General features: G+C 66.2%; 15 protein-coding genes. 9 read left to right on the top strand and 6 right to left on the bottom strand.

Annotated elements, in window-relative coordinates:
- Positions 1–6: 6 nt before the first annotated feature.
- Positions 7–2,013: a TRAP transporter fused permease subunit gene (locus tag VF194_RS08910; RefSeq protein WP_330890132.1), complete on the bottom strand. Its 2,007-nt coding sequence runs from the start codon at positions 2,011–2,013 to the stop codon at positions 7–9.
- 224 nt (positions 2,014–2,237) lie between these two features.
- On the opposite strand from VF194_RS08910, the gene VF194_RS08915 reads away from it, so the two are divergent.
- Together VF194_RS08915 and VF194_RS08920 are read left to right on the top strand one after the other, a co-directional pair.
- Entirely contained in the window at positions 2,238–2,816 is a 579-nt protein-coding gene (locus VF194_RS08915; protein ID WP_330890134.1) for a hypothetical protein, read from the top strand.
- A 5-nt stretch (positions 2,817–2,821) separates the two neighbouring features.
- Positions 2,822–3,076, top strand: coding sequence for an SHOCT domain-containing protein (locus VF194_RS08920; RefSeq protein WP_330890136.1), 255 nt, complete (start codon positions 2,822–2,824; stop codon positions 3,074–3,076).
- Positions 3,077–3,089: 13 nt separating this feature from the next.
- On the opposite strand, the gene VF194_RS08925 is transcribed toward VF194_RS08920, so the two are convergent.
- Entirely contained in the window at positions 3,090–3,401 is a 312-nt protein-coding gene (locus VF194_RS08925) for a DUF1127 domain-containing protein (RefSeq protein ID WP_330890138.1), read from the bottom strand.
- Positions 3,402–3,779: 378 nt separating this feature from the next.
- Positions 3,780–4,412 (bottom strand): TetR/AcrR family transcriptional regulator, encoded by a 633-nt coding sequence (locus VF194_RS08930; RefSeq protein WP_330890140.1) that lies wholly within the window; start codon positions 4,410–4,412, stop codon positions 3,780–3,782.
- A gap of 117 nt (positions 4,413–4,529) precedes the next feature.
- Between VF194_RS08930 and VF194_RS08935 the strand changes: the two genes are divergently transcribed.
- From VF194_RS08935 to VF194_RS08945, 3 genes are all read left to right on the top strand, one after another.
- On the top strand, positions 4,530–5,135 hold the full coding sequence (locus VF194_RS08935; RefSeq protein WP_330890142.1) for an intradiol ring-cleavage dioxygenase: 606 nt from the start codon (positions 4,530–4,532) through the stop codon (positions 5,133–5,135).
- Between the two features lie 79 nt (positions 5,136–5,214).
- The gene (locus VF194_RS08940; protein ID WP_330890144.1) at positions 5,215–6,381 is read left to right on the top strand and encodes a nuclease-related domain-containing protein; all 1,167 of its coding nucleotides are present in this window, start codon (positions 5,215–5,217) and stop codon (positions 6,379–6,381) included.
- 25 nt (positions 6,382–6,406) lie between these two features.
- Positions 6,407–7,039 (top strand): LysE family translocator, encoded by a 633-nt coding sequence (locus VF194_RS08945; RefSeq protein WP_330890146.1) that lies wholly within the window; start codon positions 6,407–6,409, stop codon positions 7,037–7,039.
- 31 nt (positions 7,040–7,070) lie between these two features.
- Here VF194_RS08945 and VF194_RS08950 read toward each other — a convergent pair whose 3' ends face one another.
- From VF194_RS08950 to VF194_RS08960, 3 genes are all read right to left on the bottom strand, one after another.
- Complete coding sequence (locus VF194_RS08950) at positions 7,071–7,853, bottom strand: hypothetical protein (protein ID WP_330890148.1); 783 nt, start codon at positions 7,851–7,853, stop codon at positions 7,071–7,073.
- Positions 7,854–7,932: 79 nt separating this feature from the next.
- Complete coding sequence (locus tag VF194_RS08955; protein ID WP_330890149.1) at positions 7,933–8,457, bottom strand: hypothetical protein; 525 nt, start codon at positions 8,455–8,457, stop codon at positions 7,933–7,935.
- Between the two features lie 151 nt (positions 8,458–8,608).
- Positions 8,609–9,124, bottom strand: a complete 516-nt coding sequence (locus VF194_RS08960; RefSeq protein WP_330890151.1) for a hypothetical protein — start codon at positions 9,122–9,124, stop codon at positions 8,609–8,611.
- A 96-nt stretch (positions 9,125–9,220) separates the two neighbouring features.
- Between VF194_RS08960 and VF194_RS08965 the strand changes: the two genes are divergently transcribed.
- The 4 genes from VF194_RS08965 (at position 9,221) to trpS (ending at position 15,814) form a co-directional block, all read left to right on the top strand.
- Entirely contained in the window at positions 9,221–10,006 is a 786-nt protein-coding gene (locus VF194_RS08965; protein ID WP_330890153.1) for an SDR family oxidoreductase, read from the top strand.
- A 164-nt stretch (positions 10,007–10,170) separates the two neighbouring features.
- The gene (locus tag VF194_RS08970; RefSeq protein ID WP_330890155.1) at positions 10,171–12,954 is read left to right on the top strand and encodes a [protein-PII] uridylyltransferase; all 2,784 of its coding nucleotides are present in this window, start codon (positions 10,171–10,173) and stop codon (positions 12,952–12,954) included.
- Between the two features lie 153 nt (positions 12,955–13,107).
- Complete coding sequence (murJ, locus tag VF194_RS08975) at positions 13,108–14,715, top strand: murein biosynthesis integral membrane protein MurJ (protein WP_330890157.1); 1,608 nt, start codon at positions 13,108–13,110, stop codon at positions 14,713–14,715.
- A gap of 91 nt (positions 14,716–14,806) precedes the next feature.
- Entirely contained in the window at positions 14,807–15,814 is a 1,008-nt protein-coding gene (gene trpS / locus VF194_RS08980) for a tryptophan--tRNA ligase (RefSeq protein ID WP_330890159.1), read from the top strand.
- Positions 15,815–15,932 lie beyond the last annotated feature (118 nt).

Below are 15,932 nucleotides of genomic sequence, written 5' to 3' on the forward strand. Positions count from 1 at the left end.
TTTTATTCACTTGGTTGCGGAAACAAGTGTGTCGCGTCCGGCCAGGCGCAGCAAGACAAAAGCGGCGGCGAAGAGAAGGACGCCGGCGCCGGCGAGCGTGCCGTTGCTGACCGGAATCAGGTTGCCGCCGGGGGCGGCGAAGGCAAAGCCGGCGATGAAAAGCAGAAGCCGGGCGAGCATGCGCAGCGGTCCCTGATCGAGGCGGCCGATGCCGACCATATAGCCCTGGATCGCGGCCGCGATCAGCGCCACGCCGATGAAGGCGGTGACGATCACCTGGATGACCTCAAACGCATTGCCCTTGAGGATCAGCGCCGGGTTGAGCGCGAAGAAGAACGGCACGATATAGATCACGGCGCCGAGCCGCATCGCCGTGAAGCCGATCTTGAACGGCGAGGTGCGGGCGAGCGGCGCCGCGGCGAAGGTTGCCAGCGCGACCGGCGGCGTGATGAAGGAGATCATGCCCCAATACATGATGAAGAGATGCACCGCCAGGGGATCGAGCCCGGCCTTGACCAGCGGCGGCGCCAGCACGATGGCGAGGAAGATGTAGCAGGCCGTGACCGTCATCCCCATGCCGAAGAAGAAGCTGGTGATCGCGCCCATGATCAGCAGGATCAGCGGATTGCTGCCGGCGAGATAGACCAGGTCATTGGCCAGCGTGCCGGCGAGGCCGGTCACCGAGAAGGCGCCGATGATGAAGCCGACGCCGGCGAGGATCGCCACCAGTTCGGCGAGGGCGCGGCCGACGGCGGCGATCAGGTCGAGCAGCTTGGCCCAGGACAGGCGGTGCGAGGGCAGCACTTGGTTGATCACCAGCAGCAGCGCGGTGGCGGCGAAGGGCGCGACGGCCTCGCGCTGCTCGTAGACCATCAGGAAGATCAGCACGGCGAAGACAAGGATGTAGAGCCAGCCGGCCTTCATGGTGGCGCCGAGGCTGGGCAGTTCGCTGCGCTTCATGCCTTTCAGCCCGAGCCGCGCCGAATAGGCGTCGATCTGCACGGCCAGGCCGAAATAGAACAGCAGGGCCGGCACGGCGGCCGCCAGCGCGATATCGCCATAGGGGATGCCGAGGAAGCTCGCCATCACGAAGGCGGTCGAGCCCATCACCGGCGGCATCAGCACTGCGCCGGTGCTGGCCACCGCCTCGACGCCGCCGGCGTAATCGGACCGGAAGCCGGTGCGTTTCATCGCCGGAATGGTGACGACGCCCGAGGAGATGACGTTGGAGATCACGCTGCCGGAAATCGAGCCCTGCAGCGCCGAGGAGATCACGCCGACCTGCGCGGCGCCGCCGCGCACGCCGCCGACCAGCGCGAAGGCGACGTCGTTGAAGAACTTGCCGCCGCCGGTATGGTTCAGCGCCACGCCGAAGACGATGAAGCCGATGACGATCTCGCCGAAGGCGCGCATCGGAATGCCGAAGGCGCTTTCGGAGGAGACGATGTGATAGGCCAGCGTATCCTCCAGCGTCTGGCCGATGCCGCGGATCGGGCCGGGCATGACATCGGCCACCACCGGATACAGCGACACCAGCGTGACGATGACGAAGATCGCCGTGCCGCCGGTGCGCCGCAGCGCCTCGAGGATGACGATCCACAGCACCGTGCCGAGTATCTTCGCCATCAGCGGCGGCGAGAATTCCCAGCCTTCGGCGAGGATGTTTTCCGCCTGCCAGGCGAACCAGCCGATGGCGAGGACGGTGACGATCGCGGTGGCGATGTCGATGAGCGGCACGCCGCCGCTCTGGGACCGGCTCTGGCGCCAGGGGAAGGCAAGGAAAACCATTGGCAGGGTGGCGGCGACCAGGATGAAGAGATACCGGTTCTCCACCACGGTGACGCCGAACAGATGCAGGTTGAATTGCTGGTTGAGCACGATGCCGATGGTGGTCAGCGTCAGCAGCGCGAATATGCCGCGCAGCAGCGGCGGCAGCCGGCGATGGGCCAGTTCCTCGACCATCTGGTCGGACGGCGCGGGCGTGGCGGTGCCCGCAATGCCGGCGTCTTGCATCTATTCCTCCCCTTCGCCCGATTGTCGGACCAGGGAACATTAGGCAGTCGCGGCGCGGCAGGCAAATGGAACCGCCCTGCTGATCGCCTTTTTGTGATTCAGGCATGCCGTTGCGCTACATCAATGCCGCCGGCCGGGCCGCGCTTATGCTGAAAGGCGCCTCGCGAAGCGGCGGTTCGGTTGCGCGCCGCGGAAGGCGGCCTCGCAGCAAAGAGGAACTGACGATGCGCGGGAACAATGCTCGATTGCTCTGCCCTGCCGCAGTGGCCCTGGCGGCCGCGCTCGCCGTTGCCGTGCCGGCATCGGCGCATCCGCCCGGCATGACGGGCCAGGCGATGCCGGGGATGATGAATCCCGGGACGATGATGAATCCCGGGACGATGATGAACCTCGGTGCGATGATGGCACCTTGGACGATGACGCCCGGGACGATGACGCCCGGAATGATGACTGCCGGAATGATGACTGCCGGAATGATGAGTCCGGGGATGATGGAGCCGGGCGGCTGTCCCGGTTACGGCGGCCAGGGCATGTACCAGGCTATGTATCCGGGCATGTATCCGGCCATGATGATGGGCCCTGGTATGATGGGCCGGCCGGATCTCGATCTCTCCGTCAAGGATGTGCAGGCGCGCTTGCAGCGCTGGCTGGCGATCATCGGCAATCCGCATCTGAAGCTTGGCGCCGTCGCCGAGAAGGATGCCGATATGATCACGGCGGAGATCGTCACCGCGGACAAGGATGCCCTGGTGCAGCGCTACGCGATCGATCGGCATACCGGCTTCTACCGGCCGGTCGAGTAAACGCCATGTACTGGAACGGGCCTTATCATGCCATGGGCTGGGGCGGATGGTGGATGCCGTGGCACGGCATCGCGGCGCTGCTGCTGCTGGCGCTGGTGATCCTCGGCATCGTCGTGCTGATCCGCTCGTTGTCTGGCCGCGAGGCGTCGCGCCGGCCGCCCCTTTCGGCCGGCCTGAGTCTGCTCGAGGAGCGTTACGCCAGGGGCGAAATCCAGCGCGACGAATACCTGCAGAAGAAGCGCGACATCCTCGGCCCGTAAGCGTCCGGACCGGTCAATCGGCGCTGCTATCGCGCAGACGGATCGGCGCGCGCCAGAAGGGCAGCGACGCCTCGAAATGCGCCGCGCCGGGATCGATGCCGGCATCGCGCAAGGTATGGGCGTCGATCTGCGCCAGCGCGCGCCGCATCTTCGCCCGCTGCCGCCAGGTCCGCATCAGCGGCGCCGGCTCCGGCAGCAGCCAGCGCCACCAGGGGCGATGCAGGCCGTCGAAGGCCTTGGCGTCATCCAGCCCGGACAGCCAGGGCATCTCCGCTGCTGGCGTGGCGGCCGGCGCGGCAGGCCGGTCCTGCATCCGGTCCTGCATCCGGTCCGGTATCCGGACTGAGAACGAACGGTCGTGCCTTACATGGATCAGCGGAAGGTCGAGAGAGACATGATAGGTCATTGGGGAGGCCTTTCTTTTTCCGAGGTTCGTCCCGGGCGGATTGCTGCCGGAACGATGCGGCCGGCTGGATTCATCCCGTCGCGGCGCGCAGCAGAGACAACAATAGGGACAACGCGACTAAAGCAACGCGGCAGACGCCCGGCGGCCCGGTTCGGGTGAAGGCCGCCGGCCCCATGTTGGCGGGGCGATACGCATCTACGCGGTACTCATCTTTACGGTGCTCATCTGCACAAGACTCATCTACGCGGTACGCAAGGCTCTGCCGGAGAGCAGAGTGCCGTTCGCGCCACGGCGCCGTTACAGGCTGCGCAATGGCGCGGTTTCGATGGCCGCCGGCGCCGCGGCCGAGCGGGCCAGCAAATCGGCAAAGGCCGCTTCGGCGCGCTGCACCGCGGATGGATCCTTCAGCAGCCGGCGGTAATAGCTCATCGCCATCATGATGCCCTGCATGTCGAAGGCGAATTGCCGCGGATCGAGATCGGCGCGGAAATGCCCCTCCTGCACGGCGATCTGCGCGCTGCGCGCCACCGTCGCCTGCCAGCGCGTCTGCATCTCGGCCAGGTCGTCGCGCACCGGGCCGGGCTTATCGTCCATTTCCACCGACAATGCCATGAAGATGCAGCCGCCCGGCAGATCGCGGTTATGCAGCATCCAGTCGAGCATGTTGTGGAACAGCGCCTCGATGCGCGGCCGGCCGCGCGGCGCCTGCAGCGCCGGCTGCCAGACCATTGCGGCGAAGCGGTCGGCCGCCTCGTCGAGGACCGCCTTCTCCAGCTCCTCCTTGGAGCCGAAATGCGCGAACAGGCCGGATTTCGACATTTTCAGCCGTTCGGCCAGCATGCCGATCGAAATCCCCTGGAAGCCCTCCACGCTGGCGGCGCGCATGGCTTCGGAGACGATGGTGGCTCGGGTCTGCTGGCCTTTGCTCATACGGTCAAAATACGAACGGTCGTTCTGTAAGTCAAGCGGAATCTCGATTTTGTCGCAGGGAATGCCGGCGCGAACCGTGTAGGCTATGGGCGATCCTGCCGAGGGGGCTGACCCATCATGTTGACGCGCCGCGCCATGTTCATGCCGGCCCTCCTTCTGGCGGCCATGCCGCGCTCCGCCTGGCCGCAGAATGGCGGCAGGCTGCCGGTTGCCGCCCGGGAGATGACGCCGACCCCGAGCTGCCATGACGGCGACAATCCGCCGACCGAGGCGGCGGAAGAGGGACCGTATTTCAAAACCGGCTCGCCGGAACGCTCCCGCCTGCTCGAACCTGGCATGGCCGGCACGCCGCTCAGGATCGGCGGCTATGTGCTGACGCGGCGTTGCCGCCCCGTCGAGCGCGTGCTGGTCGATCTCTGGCAGGCGGACGATGCCGGCCGATACGATGCCGAGGGCTATCGGCTGCGCGGCCATCAATTCACCGATGCCCAGGGCCGCTGGCAGTTCGAAACCCTCGTGCCCGGCCTCTATACCGGGCGGACCCGGCATATCCATTTCAAGCTGCAGGCGCCGCAGCGCGCCGTGCTGACGACGCAGCTCTATTTTCCCGACGAGCCGCGCAACGCGCAGGACGCCCTGTTCAACAAGCATCTGCTGCTCGCCGTCGCCGCGAACGAGGCCGGCCAGATCGGCCGCTACGATTTCGTGCTGGATATGGCGTAACCTCGACCAGAGAATGTGGTGATTGAAGTTCACACAACTCCTGCTATAGATCCGAAAGGGGCAAAGTGGCAGGAGCAAAATGGCGAGCTTCTATCCGCCGGTTCGGCCGGATTTTTTCCGCGAACGCAGCCGCGATGCAGAGCGGCAGGTGTGGGACATCCTGGAGCAGATGGATGCCACTTGGCATGTCTTCTATTCCGTGCGGGAAAGCAATGCGAGCGGCTTCAATCGTGAAATCGACTACGTTCTGATCCGGTACAACCGCATCTTCTACATTGAGGTTAAAGGAGGTTTCGTCGAGGTGACACAGCCGGCGGGAGCCGGCGTTCTGTGGCCGCGCACGACGCGTGCGGGCGCCAAACTCAAGCCAGTCGATCCAACGCAGCTATGGAGCGCCAAGAAAGGAGTCTGCCGCACCATTGCGCAGATTGCCGGGGCGTCTCCAGCGGAACTCGGCTATCTGGAACATGAATTTTACATTTTCCCCCACACGTCCCGCGCCGTCACCAAGGGACAAAACCTTGAGCGCCGGAACGTGCACTATGCTTTTGCGGAAGATATGCCGCGCCTGCCGGAGAAACTCCAGGAAATCGTCGCATCGGAAACAGGCAGATTCGTTCCGCAAAAACGGATCGAGGCGATCATCGCAAGTCTTGGATCGATGGCCGTCAAAGTCGGCGGCCCGCGGCTGGATCAGCAGCACCTCACTCACCCCGACCGCAGTTTACCCGCAGCTATATCTCCTGCTGTCGTAGAATCGAGGCTTCGTGCCGCGCGATGGTCGTCCGGGAGGGGCTATCGCAGATGGACTCGCGTGGCGATCACAGCATTTCTGCTGTCCCTGGCACTCTGGTATCTGCTGCCTACGCAACCAACGATACCGCCACAGCCGAAACAACGGCATCCGGAGCGGCAACAGGCAAGCCGGCAAAACAGCGAGCAGAAACAGAAAACGATTCAGAATTCGGAGCGAAGTGGGGCAGATCGCTCCCGTTTGTCGCACGCGGATGACGAACCAGGAAAACTCGGTAGCTGGCCGACATTTATTCCGGCTGGCGCAATCCCGGCCGTTGAAGTTGCCTTCTCGTATGCTATCGAGCTCGATAAAAGCGTACCCTGGCACACTGGCAGCATGTACGGGTTTGCTACTTTGCAGGTCGTGGAAGACAATGGCTGCCGACGGTATAGGATCACTCGCAACGATACCGAGCCGATTGGATTGGATTTCATTCGCCGCTGCCCATGATCGGATAGCCGAAGATCGAAACATCATGATGGACCTTGCCACCCTGCTCACCTTCGCCGCCGCCGCCTTCGCGCTGGCGCTGACGCCCGGCCCGGACATGCTGCTGGTGATGACCCGCAGCGTCGCGCAGGGCCGCATCGCCGGGCTGACCACGCTGGCCGGCATCACGGTGGGCTGCTATGGCCATGCCCTGATCGCCGGCTTCTCGCTGAGCGGCGTGCTGCTGATCGCGCCGGTCGTCTTCGAGGCCATCCGCTGGGCCGGCGCCGGCTATCTGCTTTATCTCGGCATCCAGGCGTTTCGCGGCGCCGGCGGATTCCAGCCGCCGCGCCCGGATCTGCCGCGCCTGCCGCTCTGGTCGCTGTTCCGCCAGGGCCTGCTGACCAATCTGCTCAATCCCAAGGTGGCGCTGTTCTTCCTGGCGCTGTTTCCGCAATTCATGCAGCCCGATCCGGACACCGCCATCTGGCAGGCGCTGATCCTGGCCTTCGTGCTCAGCTTCGCCGGCGGGCTGGTCAATGGCGGCATCGCGCTGATCGCCGGCCGGCTCGGCGAATGGCTCAGCCGGCGGCCGCGCTTCGTGCGCTGGCAGAACCGGCTGCTGGGCGGCGTCTTCGCGGCGCTCGCCCTGCGGCTTGCCTTCGACGTGAGGCGATAGGCCGGTTGGCCATGTCTCGGTTCGCCGTGCCTCAGTTCGCGGCGGGAGACAGCAGCCGCCTGACCGCGCCGGCCGCGATCATCGCCTGGCAGGCATCGCTGTAGGTTTTGACCACCGCGCCGGGGGTCGAGCGCCCGAAGGCGAGATACAGCGTGCTGGTGAGGTCGGGCAAGGCAAGAAACGGCTCGATCACATCGGCCGGCTCGCCCATGTCGCGCAGCCGCGCGCGGATGCTGGCCGGATGCGCCGGCGTCGCATCGACGCGGCCGTATAGCAGCAGGCGCACGGCGGTATCCTCGTCGGCGGTGGTGATCACCGGCACGTCCTGCCGCAGCAGGTAATTGGTCTTCACGTCGCGATTGGCGCCGGCGATCTTCCAGCGCGCCAGCCCGGCGACATCGCCGGCGGCGACCTCGGGACGGTCGCGGCGGCGGAACATCGCGACATCGTAATCGAGGACCGGACAGACCCAGTAGAACTGATCCTCGCGCCGCATGGTGCGCGCGACGAGGGCGATCATCGTGTTCGGTTCGTTGCGCGCCTGCAGCAGCGCGCGCGGCAGCGGCAGCACCTCAAGCGCCGCCTGCCGCTGGCCGACGCGCTGCGCCAGGGCGGCGAGCAGAGCCGCCGTCGGTCCGGCGCCGCCATCGGCGGTCTCGAGCGTATAAGGCGGGAATTTCGCGGCGACGAAACTGACTTCGGGCAGTTGCGCGGCCCGCGGGCCTTGCGCGCCGGGGCAGAGCGCCAGCCATGCCGCGGCAATGGCGGCGATTGGCGCCGCGAGCTTTCGCATCGAGGGAAAGCGGCTGGGCATGATCCGATGATAGGAAGCCTGGCGGCGCGCGATAGTAATTTTCCGGCAACGGGGGCGTTGCCGGCGCCGCTTGCTGCCCTCAGAGGCTGGCGGTCTTCACCCCGGCCACTTCGGCGGTGCCGTCGAGGATGGCCGCCTTGATGGTGTCCAGGCCGCGCTCGAATTCCTCGATCCGCTCGCGCAGGCCGCGCAGTTCCTCGAAGGCGATGTTGCCGATCGGCCGCTCGCTCTGCGCGTATTCCAGCATCAGGCTGGCATAGCGGCCGCGCATCTTGGCCAGGGACTTCACCATGGTCTCAAGCTCCGCCGGCTCGATGCGGCCCAGCGCCCAGACCATCTGCGCCCGCGTGGTTTCCTGCTCCATGATGGTCAGCTGCTGCACGTATTGCCGCGCGCTCAGGGCCGCGGCGGCGGCGGCCGGACCCGCCTCGCGCAGCGCCAGACGTTCGCGGGCGGTCAGCTGGGGCGCGCCGGCCACTTTCAGATCCGCCTTTTTCGGAGCGGCGGCGGTGGCCTGGCGGCTTGCCGATTGCCCGCTGAGGGCCGCCTTCAATTGCGGCTCCACCCGTTCGGCCTGACGCAACGACAGCAACGCGATTCCCATGACAGCACTCCCTGCAAATCCGACAGGGAGGCAGCAGCAAGCCACATGCCAGCGGGACAGGCGCGGTTTTCCGCTATTTTCATGCCGCAGGCAGGGAGCCTGGCGGCAGCTTTTGCCGGGTTCCTGGGGCCGGGTTCCCAGGACTGGGCCGCTAGCGTTGGAGCGGCGGCGCCGGCAGGCTGGCCGAAGCGCTGTCGAAACTCAGCTCCAGCCGCCAGTCCTGCGGCCGCCGGCGGTAGCTGTCGAGCGCCTCGGCCGGCAGCTGGAACTCGCCCTGGCTCGACCGGTAGGCATTGCCCGAGCCGCCGAAGGGATTGCGCACCGGCAGGTCGATGCTCAATCCGCCGCCATAGCCGCTGCTGGAGCCGCCGCCGCCGAAAACGCCGATGCCGGGGCGGCTGCCGTAATCGGACGGGGCCGCGCCGCCGCGGCCGATCAATTGCCGCGGCTGGAAGCTGCGGCCATCCGGGCCGGTCAGCGCCATGGCGCGCAAAGGTTCGACGGACAGCACGCTGATGAACAATCGTCCGGTCTGCTCGCCGATCCAGGCGGCGACGCGCGGCGGCGGCGGCGGTTCATGGCTGCAGGCCGCGAGGGCGCCGGTCAGGGCAATGGCGAGCGCTGCCGTTGCGGCAACCTGGCGGGCAGAAGCGAAGCGGGCGATCATGGCCGTGAGTATATAGTCGGCCCTTCGGTTGTTCACAGCGGCGGGGGCGGGCTAATCTTTCCGCAAGCGGCACCGGCGACACGGATAGGGAAACGCATGACGGGCAAGGACAATCTTTTCGATCTCGGCGGCAAGGTCGCGGTCATCACCGGCTCCAGCCGCGGCATCGGCCGCGCCATCGCGCTGCGCATGGCGCAGCATGGCGCCAAGGTGGTGGTCTCCAGCCGCAAGGCCGAGGCCTGCGAGAAGGTCGCGGCCGAGATCAAGCAGGCGGGCGGCGAGGCCATCGTGGTGCCCTGCAATGTCTCGGACAAGGCGCAGCTTCAGGCGCTGGTCGATGCGACGATCAAGCAATGGGGCAGGATCGACATCCTGGTCTGCAACGCCGCGGTCAATCCCTTCTTCGGTTCCGCCAAGGACATCCCCGACGATGCCTTCGACAAGATCATGGATGTCAACATCAAGTCGAACCACTGGCTGTGCAACATGGTGGCGCCCGACATGGCCAAGCGGAAGGACGGCGCCATCATCATCATCTCCTCGGTCGGCGGCCTGATCGGCTCCAACCTGCTCGGCGCCTATGCGATCTCGAAAGCGGCCGACATGCAGCTCGCGCGCAATCTCGCGGTCGAATGGGGCCCGGACAATATCCGCGCCAACTGCATCGCGCCGGGCCTGATCAAGACCGATTTCGCCCGCGCGCTATGGGAGAATCCGGACATCGCCAAGAAGGCGACGCATGGCTATGCGCTCAAGCGCGTCGGCGAGCCGGACGAGATCGCCGGCGCGGCGATCTTCCTCGCCAGCCGGGCCGGCAGCTTCATGACCGGCCAGACCATGGTGATCGATGGCGGCGGCATGGTGAATTTCCAGAGCGTCTAAGACCAGAGTGTCTAAGAAAAGGGCCATCCCGGGCCGGCGCCGGGGCCGATGGCGCCCGCCCGGGCTATCCCGTCTTGCCGCCCGGCTTTGGCTGTTGCGGTTTTATTGGTCAGGGCCGCCGCAAGGCTGACGACGCGGCCGGCATTCCACCCTATATTACGGGCATGTTCGTCCGCCCGATCATCGAGAACCCGCGCGATATCATCGACCGCAAGGCGCTGACCCTGCAGCTCGAGGCCCTGGGCGCCGAGGGCGTGCCGAACGCGGCCGGGCAGCGCGCCCAGGTGCTGGCGCTGCTCAAGGCGGCGCTCGGCAAAGGCCGCGAGGTGATCCGCCGCAAATTCGAAGCCGGCACTCCGGCTTTGCCCACCCGTCAGTCGCTGGCCTACCTGACCGATCAGATCATCCGCCTGACCTACGACTTCACCGTCAACCGCATCTACCGGCTGCCCAATCCGACGGCGGCCGAGCGGCTGTCGGTCGTTGCCGTGGGCGGCTACGGGCGCGGCGAGATGGCGCCGTTTTCCGATGTCGACCTGCTCTTCCTGTTTCCCTACAAGCAGACGCCCTGGGGCGAGCAGGTGGTCGAATACATGCTGTATCTGCTGTGGGATCTCGGCCTGAAGGTCGGCCATGCGACCCGCTCGGTCGATGAATGCCTTCGTCTCTCGATGAGCGATGTGACCATCCGCACGGCGATTCTGGAGCAGCGCTGGATCTGGGGCGATCAGGATCTGGCCGAGCAGCTGAAGGCGCGGTTCCAGGCCGAGGTCTGCGCCAAGACCGGCCCGGAATTCATCGAAAAGAAGCTGGCCGAGCGCGACGAGCGGCATCATCGCCTGGGCGATTCCCGCTATGTGGTCGAGCCCAATATCAAGGAAGGCAAGGGCGGCCTGCGCGATCTGCATACGCTGGTGTGGATCGCGAAATACGTCTATGGCGTGGAGGATGTCGGCGAACTGGTCGGCCGCGGCCTGCTGACCGCCGAGGAATACCGCCGCTTCTCGCAGGCGACGGAATATCTCTGGACGGTGCGCATCCATCTGCATTACCTCGCCGGCCGGCCCGAGGAGCGGCTGACCTTCGACATGCAGACCGAGATCGCCAAGGCGATGCATTACGCCGACCGGCCCGGCCGCCGCGATGTCGAGCGCTTCATGAAAAAGTATTACCTGATCGCCAAGGAAGTCGGCGATCTGACGCGCATCTTCGCCGCCGCCCTGGAGGAGCGGCACAAGAAGAAGAAGCCGCTCGCCGCCTTCCGCGCCAAGATCAAGCGGGCGAAGAAGATGGACGGCTTCGAGATCGAAGGCGGCCGGGTGACGCTGCGCGACGAGACGCTGTTCGAAAAGCAGCCGGTCAAGATGCTGCGGCTGTTCCATCTGGCGCAGGAACAGGGGCTGGACATCCATCCCGAAGCCCTGCGTCTGGTGCGGCGCAGCCTGAAGCTGATCGATGCCCGCCTGCGCAACGATGCGGAAGCCAACCGCCTGTTCATGGAGATGCTCTGCTCCAGGAACGATCCCGAGACGACGCTGCGGCGGCTGAACGAGGCCGGCGTGTTCGGCCGCTTCGTGCCGGATTTCGGCCGCGTGGTGGCGCAGACCCAGCACGACATGTACCACACCTATACGGTCGACGAGCATACCATCCGTGCCATCGGAATCCTGTCGCAGATCGAAAGCGGCGCGCTGAAGGAGGATCATCCGCTCTGCGTGCATGTGATCGAGGAGGTCCTGTCGCGCCGCGTGCTCTATGTCGCCGTGCTGCTGCATGACATCGCCAAGGGCCGCGGCGGCGATCATTCCGTGCTGGGCGAGAAGGTGGCGATGAAACTGGGGCCGCGCTTCGGCCTCAGCGCCGCCGAAACCGAAACCGTCGCCTGGCTGGTGCGCTGGCATCTCGCCATGTCGGCCACCGCATTCAAGCGCGACATCGCCGATCCGAAGACGGTGATCGACTTCTCGCAGCTCGTGCAAAGCCCGGAACGCCTGCGGCTGCTGCTCTGCCTGACGGTCGCCGATATCCGCGCCGTCGGGCCGAGCGTGTGGAACGGCTGGAAGGGCCAGTTGCTGCGCGAGCTTTACTACCGCGCCGAGGAATATCTCTCCGGCGGCTTCACCGGCCGCGGCCGCGATCAACGCATCGCCGATGCCAAGGAAGCGTTGCGCCGGGCGCTTGCCGACTGGCCGAAGGCCGAGGTCGAACGCCTGCTCAAGCGCCATTACGAGAATTACTGGTATTCGAACGACGCGGAGACGATTGCCCGCCATGCCCGCATGATGCGCGAGGCCGATGCCGAGCGCCGCCCGCTGACCATCGAGACGAAATCCGACCGCTTCCGCGCCGTGACCGAACTTACGCTGTATGCCAGCGACCATCCCGGCCTGTTCGCCCGCGTCGCCGGCGCCATCGCGGCCAGCGGCGCCAATATCGTCGACGCCAAGATCTTCACCACCAATGACGGCATGGCGATCGACACTTTCGTGATCCAGGATTTCGAGGGCAATCCGTTCGACCGGCCCGAGCGGCTGGCCCGGCTCTATTCGGCCATCGAGCGCGCCCTGTCGGGCGATCTCAAGCTGCGCCAGGCGATCGCCGCCGAAAAGCCCGGCCTGCCCAGCCGGGCGCGGGTCTTCAAGGTCGAGCCGCGCGTGCTGATCGACAACAACGCCTCGAACCGCTGGACGGTGATCGAAGTGAACGGCCGCGACCGGCCGGGTTTTCTTTACGACGTCACCCGCGGGCTGTACGAACTCAACCTCACCATCGGCACGGCGCGCATCGCCACCTATGGCGAGCGCGCGGTCGATGTCTTCTACGTGCAGGACCTGACCGGCATGAAGCTGACCGACAAGCGCCGCCTGGCGCAGATCGAAAAGCATCTGATGAAGAAGATCATGCCGGCGGAGGACAAGCCCGCGCCGAGCAAGGCCAAGGCGGCCTAGCGGCTCGGGCATAGTAGCGGCTCCGGCATATAAGGACGCGGCGGCCTGTCCGGGCATTGGCGCATTGCTTTTTCGGCTGCGAGGTAAAAAACCCATGGATGCCACGGCCCGGCCATGGCATGAGGGGGCAGTGTCGTTTAACGAATCGTCCCGATGTCCCTCTTCCGCGCCATCGCCACCGTCGGCAGCCTGACGATGCTCAGCCGCATCGCCGGCTTCGTGCGCGATCTGCTGATCGCCCGCTATCTCGGCACCGGGCCGGTGGCGGATGCCTTCTTCGTCAGCCTGCGGCTGCCCAATTTCTTCCGTTCGCTGTTTGCCGAGGGCGCCTTCACCGCCGGCTTTTTGCCGATCTTCGCCAGGACCGAGGCCACCGAGGGCCGCGCGGCGGCCAAGCGCTTTGCCGAACAGGCGCTCGGCATTCTTCTGCCGGCGACGCTGATCTTCAGCATCCTGGCGCAGCTGGCCATGCCGGCGGTCATCTTCGTGCTGGCGCCGGGCTTCAGCCATGCGCCGGATGCGTCCGACGGCCGTTTCGCGCTCGCCGTGGCGCTGACCACGATCACCTTCCCGTATCTGATCTTCATCAGCCTCGCCTCGCTCTACGGCGCCATGCTGAACAGCGTCGGGCGGTTCGCGGCCATGGCGGCGACGCCGATCCTGCTCAATCTGACCATGATCGCCGGCCTGCCGCTGATGCAGGCGCATGTCGGCGGGCCGGGCTATGCCCTGGCCGCCTCGGTGCTGCTCGGCGGCATCTTCCAGTTCCTCTGGCTCGCCTGGGAGGCGCGGCGCGCGAAGCTGGACCTGCCGCTGCGCCGGCCGCGCTGGAGCGGCAAGGTGCGCGAGCTGTTCCGCCTGATCCTGCCGGTGGCGATCGGCGCCGGCGCCACCCAGGTCAACCTCGTCGTCGGCCTGATGCTGGCCTCGCTGCTGCCGACCGGCGCGGTGTCGTATCTTTTCTATGCCGACCGCATCAACCAGCTCACCGTCGGCGTGGTCGGCGTCGCCATCGCCACGGCCTTGCTGCCGACCATTTCCGTGCAGCTGGCGCGCGGCGACCATGCCGCCGCCATCGCCAACCAGAACCGCGCCATCGAATTCGGTCTGCTGCTCAGCCTGCCGGCGGCGGCGGCCCTGATCACCGTGCCGTTGCCGATCATCGCCATCCTGTTCCAGCGCGGCGAGTTCGACCTGGCATCGGCGCATGCCACCGCCGATGCGCTGCTGGCCTATTCCATCGGCCTGCCCGGCTATGTGCTCTCGCGCAGCTTCACGCCCAGCTTCTATGCGCGGCAGGATACCAGGACGCCGGTGCGCGTCGCCTTCGTGACCATCGCGATCAATCTCGGCGGCGGCGCGCTCCTGATGCAGGCGTTCGCCCATGTCGGCCTCGCCCTGGCCACGGCGATGGCCGGCATCGCCAATACCCTGCTGCTGGGCTGGATACTGCATCGCCGCGGCCACTGGCAGGCCGATGCGCGGCTGAAAAGCCGGGCGCTGCGCATCCTTGCCGCCGCGCTGGTCATGGCCGCGGTGCTGTGGGCGCTCGACCGCCATCTGCTGCCGGGCTGGTATGCCGGCGGCCAGGCCGAGCGCCTTGCCGCCCTCGCCGCGCTGGTGGCCGGCGGCATCGCGGTCTTCCTCGCCGCCGCGCTGGCTTTCGGCGCGACCCGGCCGGCCGAATGGAAGGCGATGCTGCGCAAGCCGCCGAAATCCGAGGCCGGGCCGCAAGCCCTGCCGCCGGCCGTTGACGGCTAGGCCCGGCTCGGCGATAACCGCGCCGCACATCCCGATTTCCGGGATTCCCACGACCGGGGCCTTCCACCGCCCCAAACCACAGGGACTTCACATGGCCTTCCAACGGCGCATCTTTTCGGGCATCCAGCCCTCCGGCAATCTTCATCTCGGCAATTATCTCGGCGCGATACGCAACTGGGTCGCGCTGCAGAACGAGTTCGACTGCATCTTCTGCATGGTCGACATGCATGCCATCACGGTGTGGCAGGACCCGGCCGATTTGAAGCGTTCGACCCGCGAACTGGCGGCGGCGATGATTGCCTCCGGCATCGATCCGAAGAAGAACATCCTGTTCAACCAGTCGCAGAACCCGGACCATGCGACGCTGGCCTGGATCTTCAACTGCGTCGCCCGCATGGGCTGGATGAACCGCATGACGCAGTTCAAGGAGAAGGCCGGCAAGGATCGCGAGAATGTCTCGCTGGGCCTGTTCGCCTATCCGGCGCTGATGGCGGCCGACATCCTGGCCTACAAGGCGACCCATGTGCCGGTCGGCGAGGATCAGAAGCAGCATCTGGAACTGACCCGCGACATCGCGCAGAAGTTCAATCACGATTACGGCGTCGAGCTGTTTCCGCTCACCGAGCCGCAGATCTACGGCCCGGCGACGCGGGTGATGAGCCTGCGCGACGGCAGCAAGAAGATGTCGAAGTCCGATGCCTCCGATCAGTCGCGCATCAACCTGACCGACACGGCCGACGCCATCGCCGACAAGATCAAGCGCGCCAAGACCGACCCCAACCCGCTGCCCGGCGACGTCAAGGAACTGGAGGGCCGGCCGGAGGCGGAGAACCTGCTCGGCATCTATGCGGCGCTGTCCAACCGGTCGCTGGAACAGGCGGTCGCCGCATGCGCCGGCAAGGGCTTCGCCGAGTTCAAGAAGATGCTGACCGATGTTGCCGTCGCGGTGCTCAGTCCGATCACGGCGGAGATGCGCCGCCTGATGGAGGATACGGCCTATGTCGACGGCATCCTGCGCGAGGGCGCCGAACGCGCCCGCGCCATATCGGCGCCGATCATCAGGGAAGTCTACGACACGGTCGGTTTCCTGCGCCCGTGAGGCGGCGGGCGGGCATCTGATGCGTGACAGGCGCGGGGATGACCGGCAGGGGCATCCGCGTGTCTTGGCCCGTGTCTTGGCCTGGAGGAATACCGGCCTTGAATCCGCCGCTTTCCGC

Origin of the sequence: Ferrovibrio sp. (assembly GCF_036381655.1) — a bacterium.
Classification (GTDB): Bacteria; Pseudomonadota; Alphaproteobacteria; order Ferrovibrionales; family Ferrovibrionaceae; genus Ferrovibrio.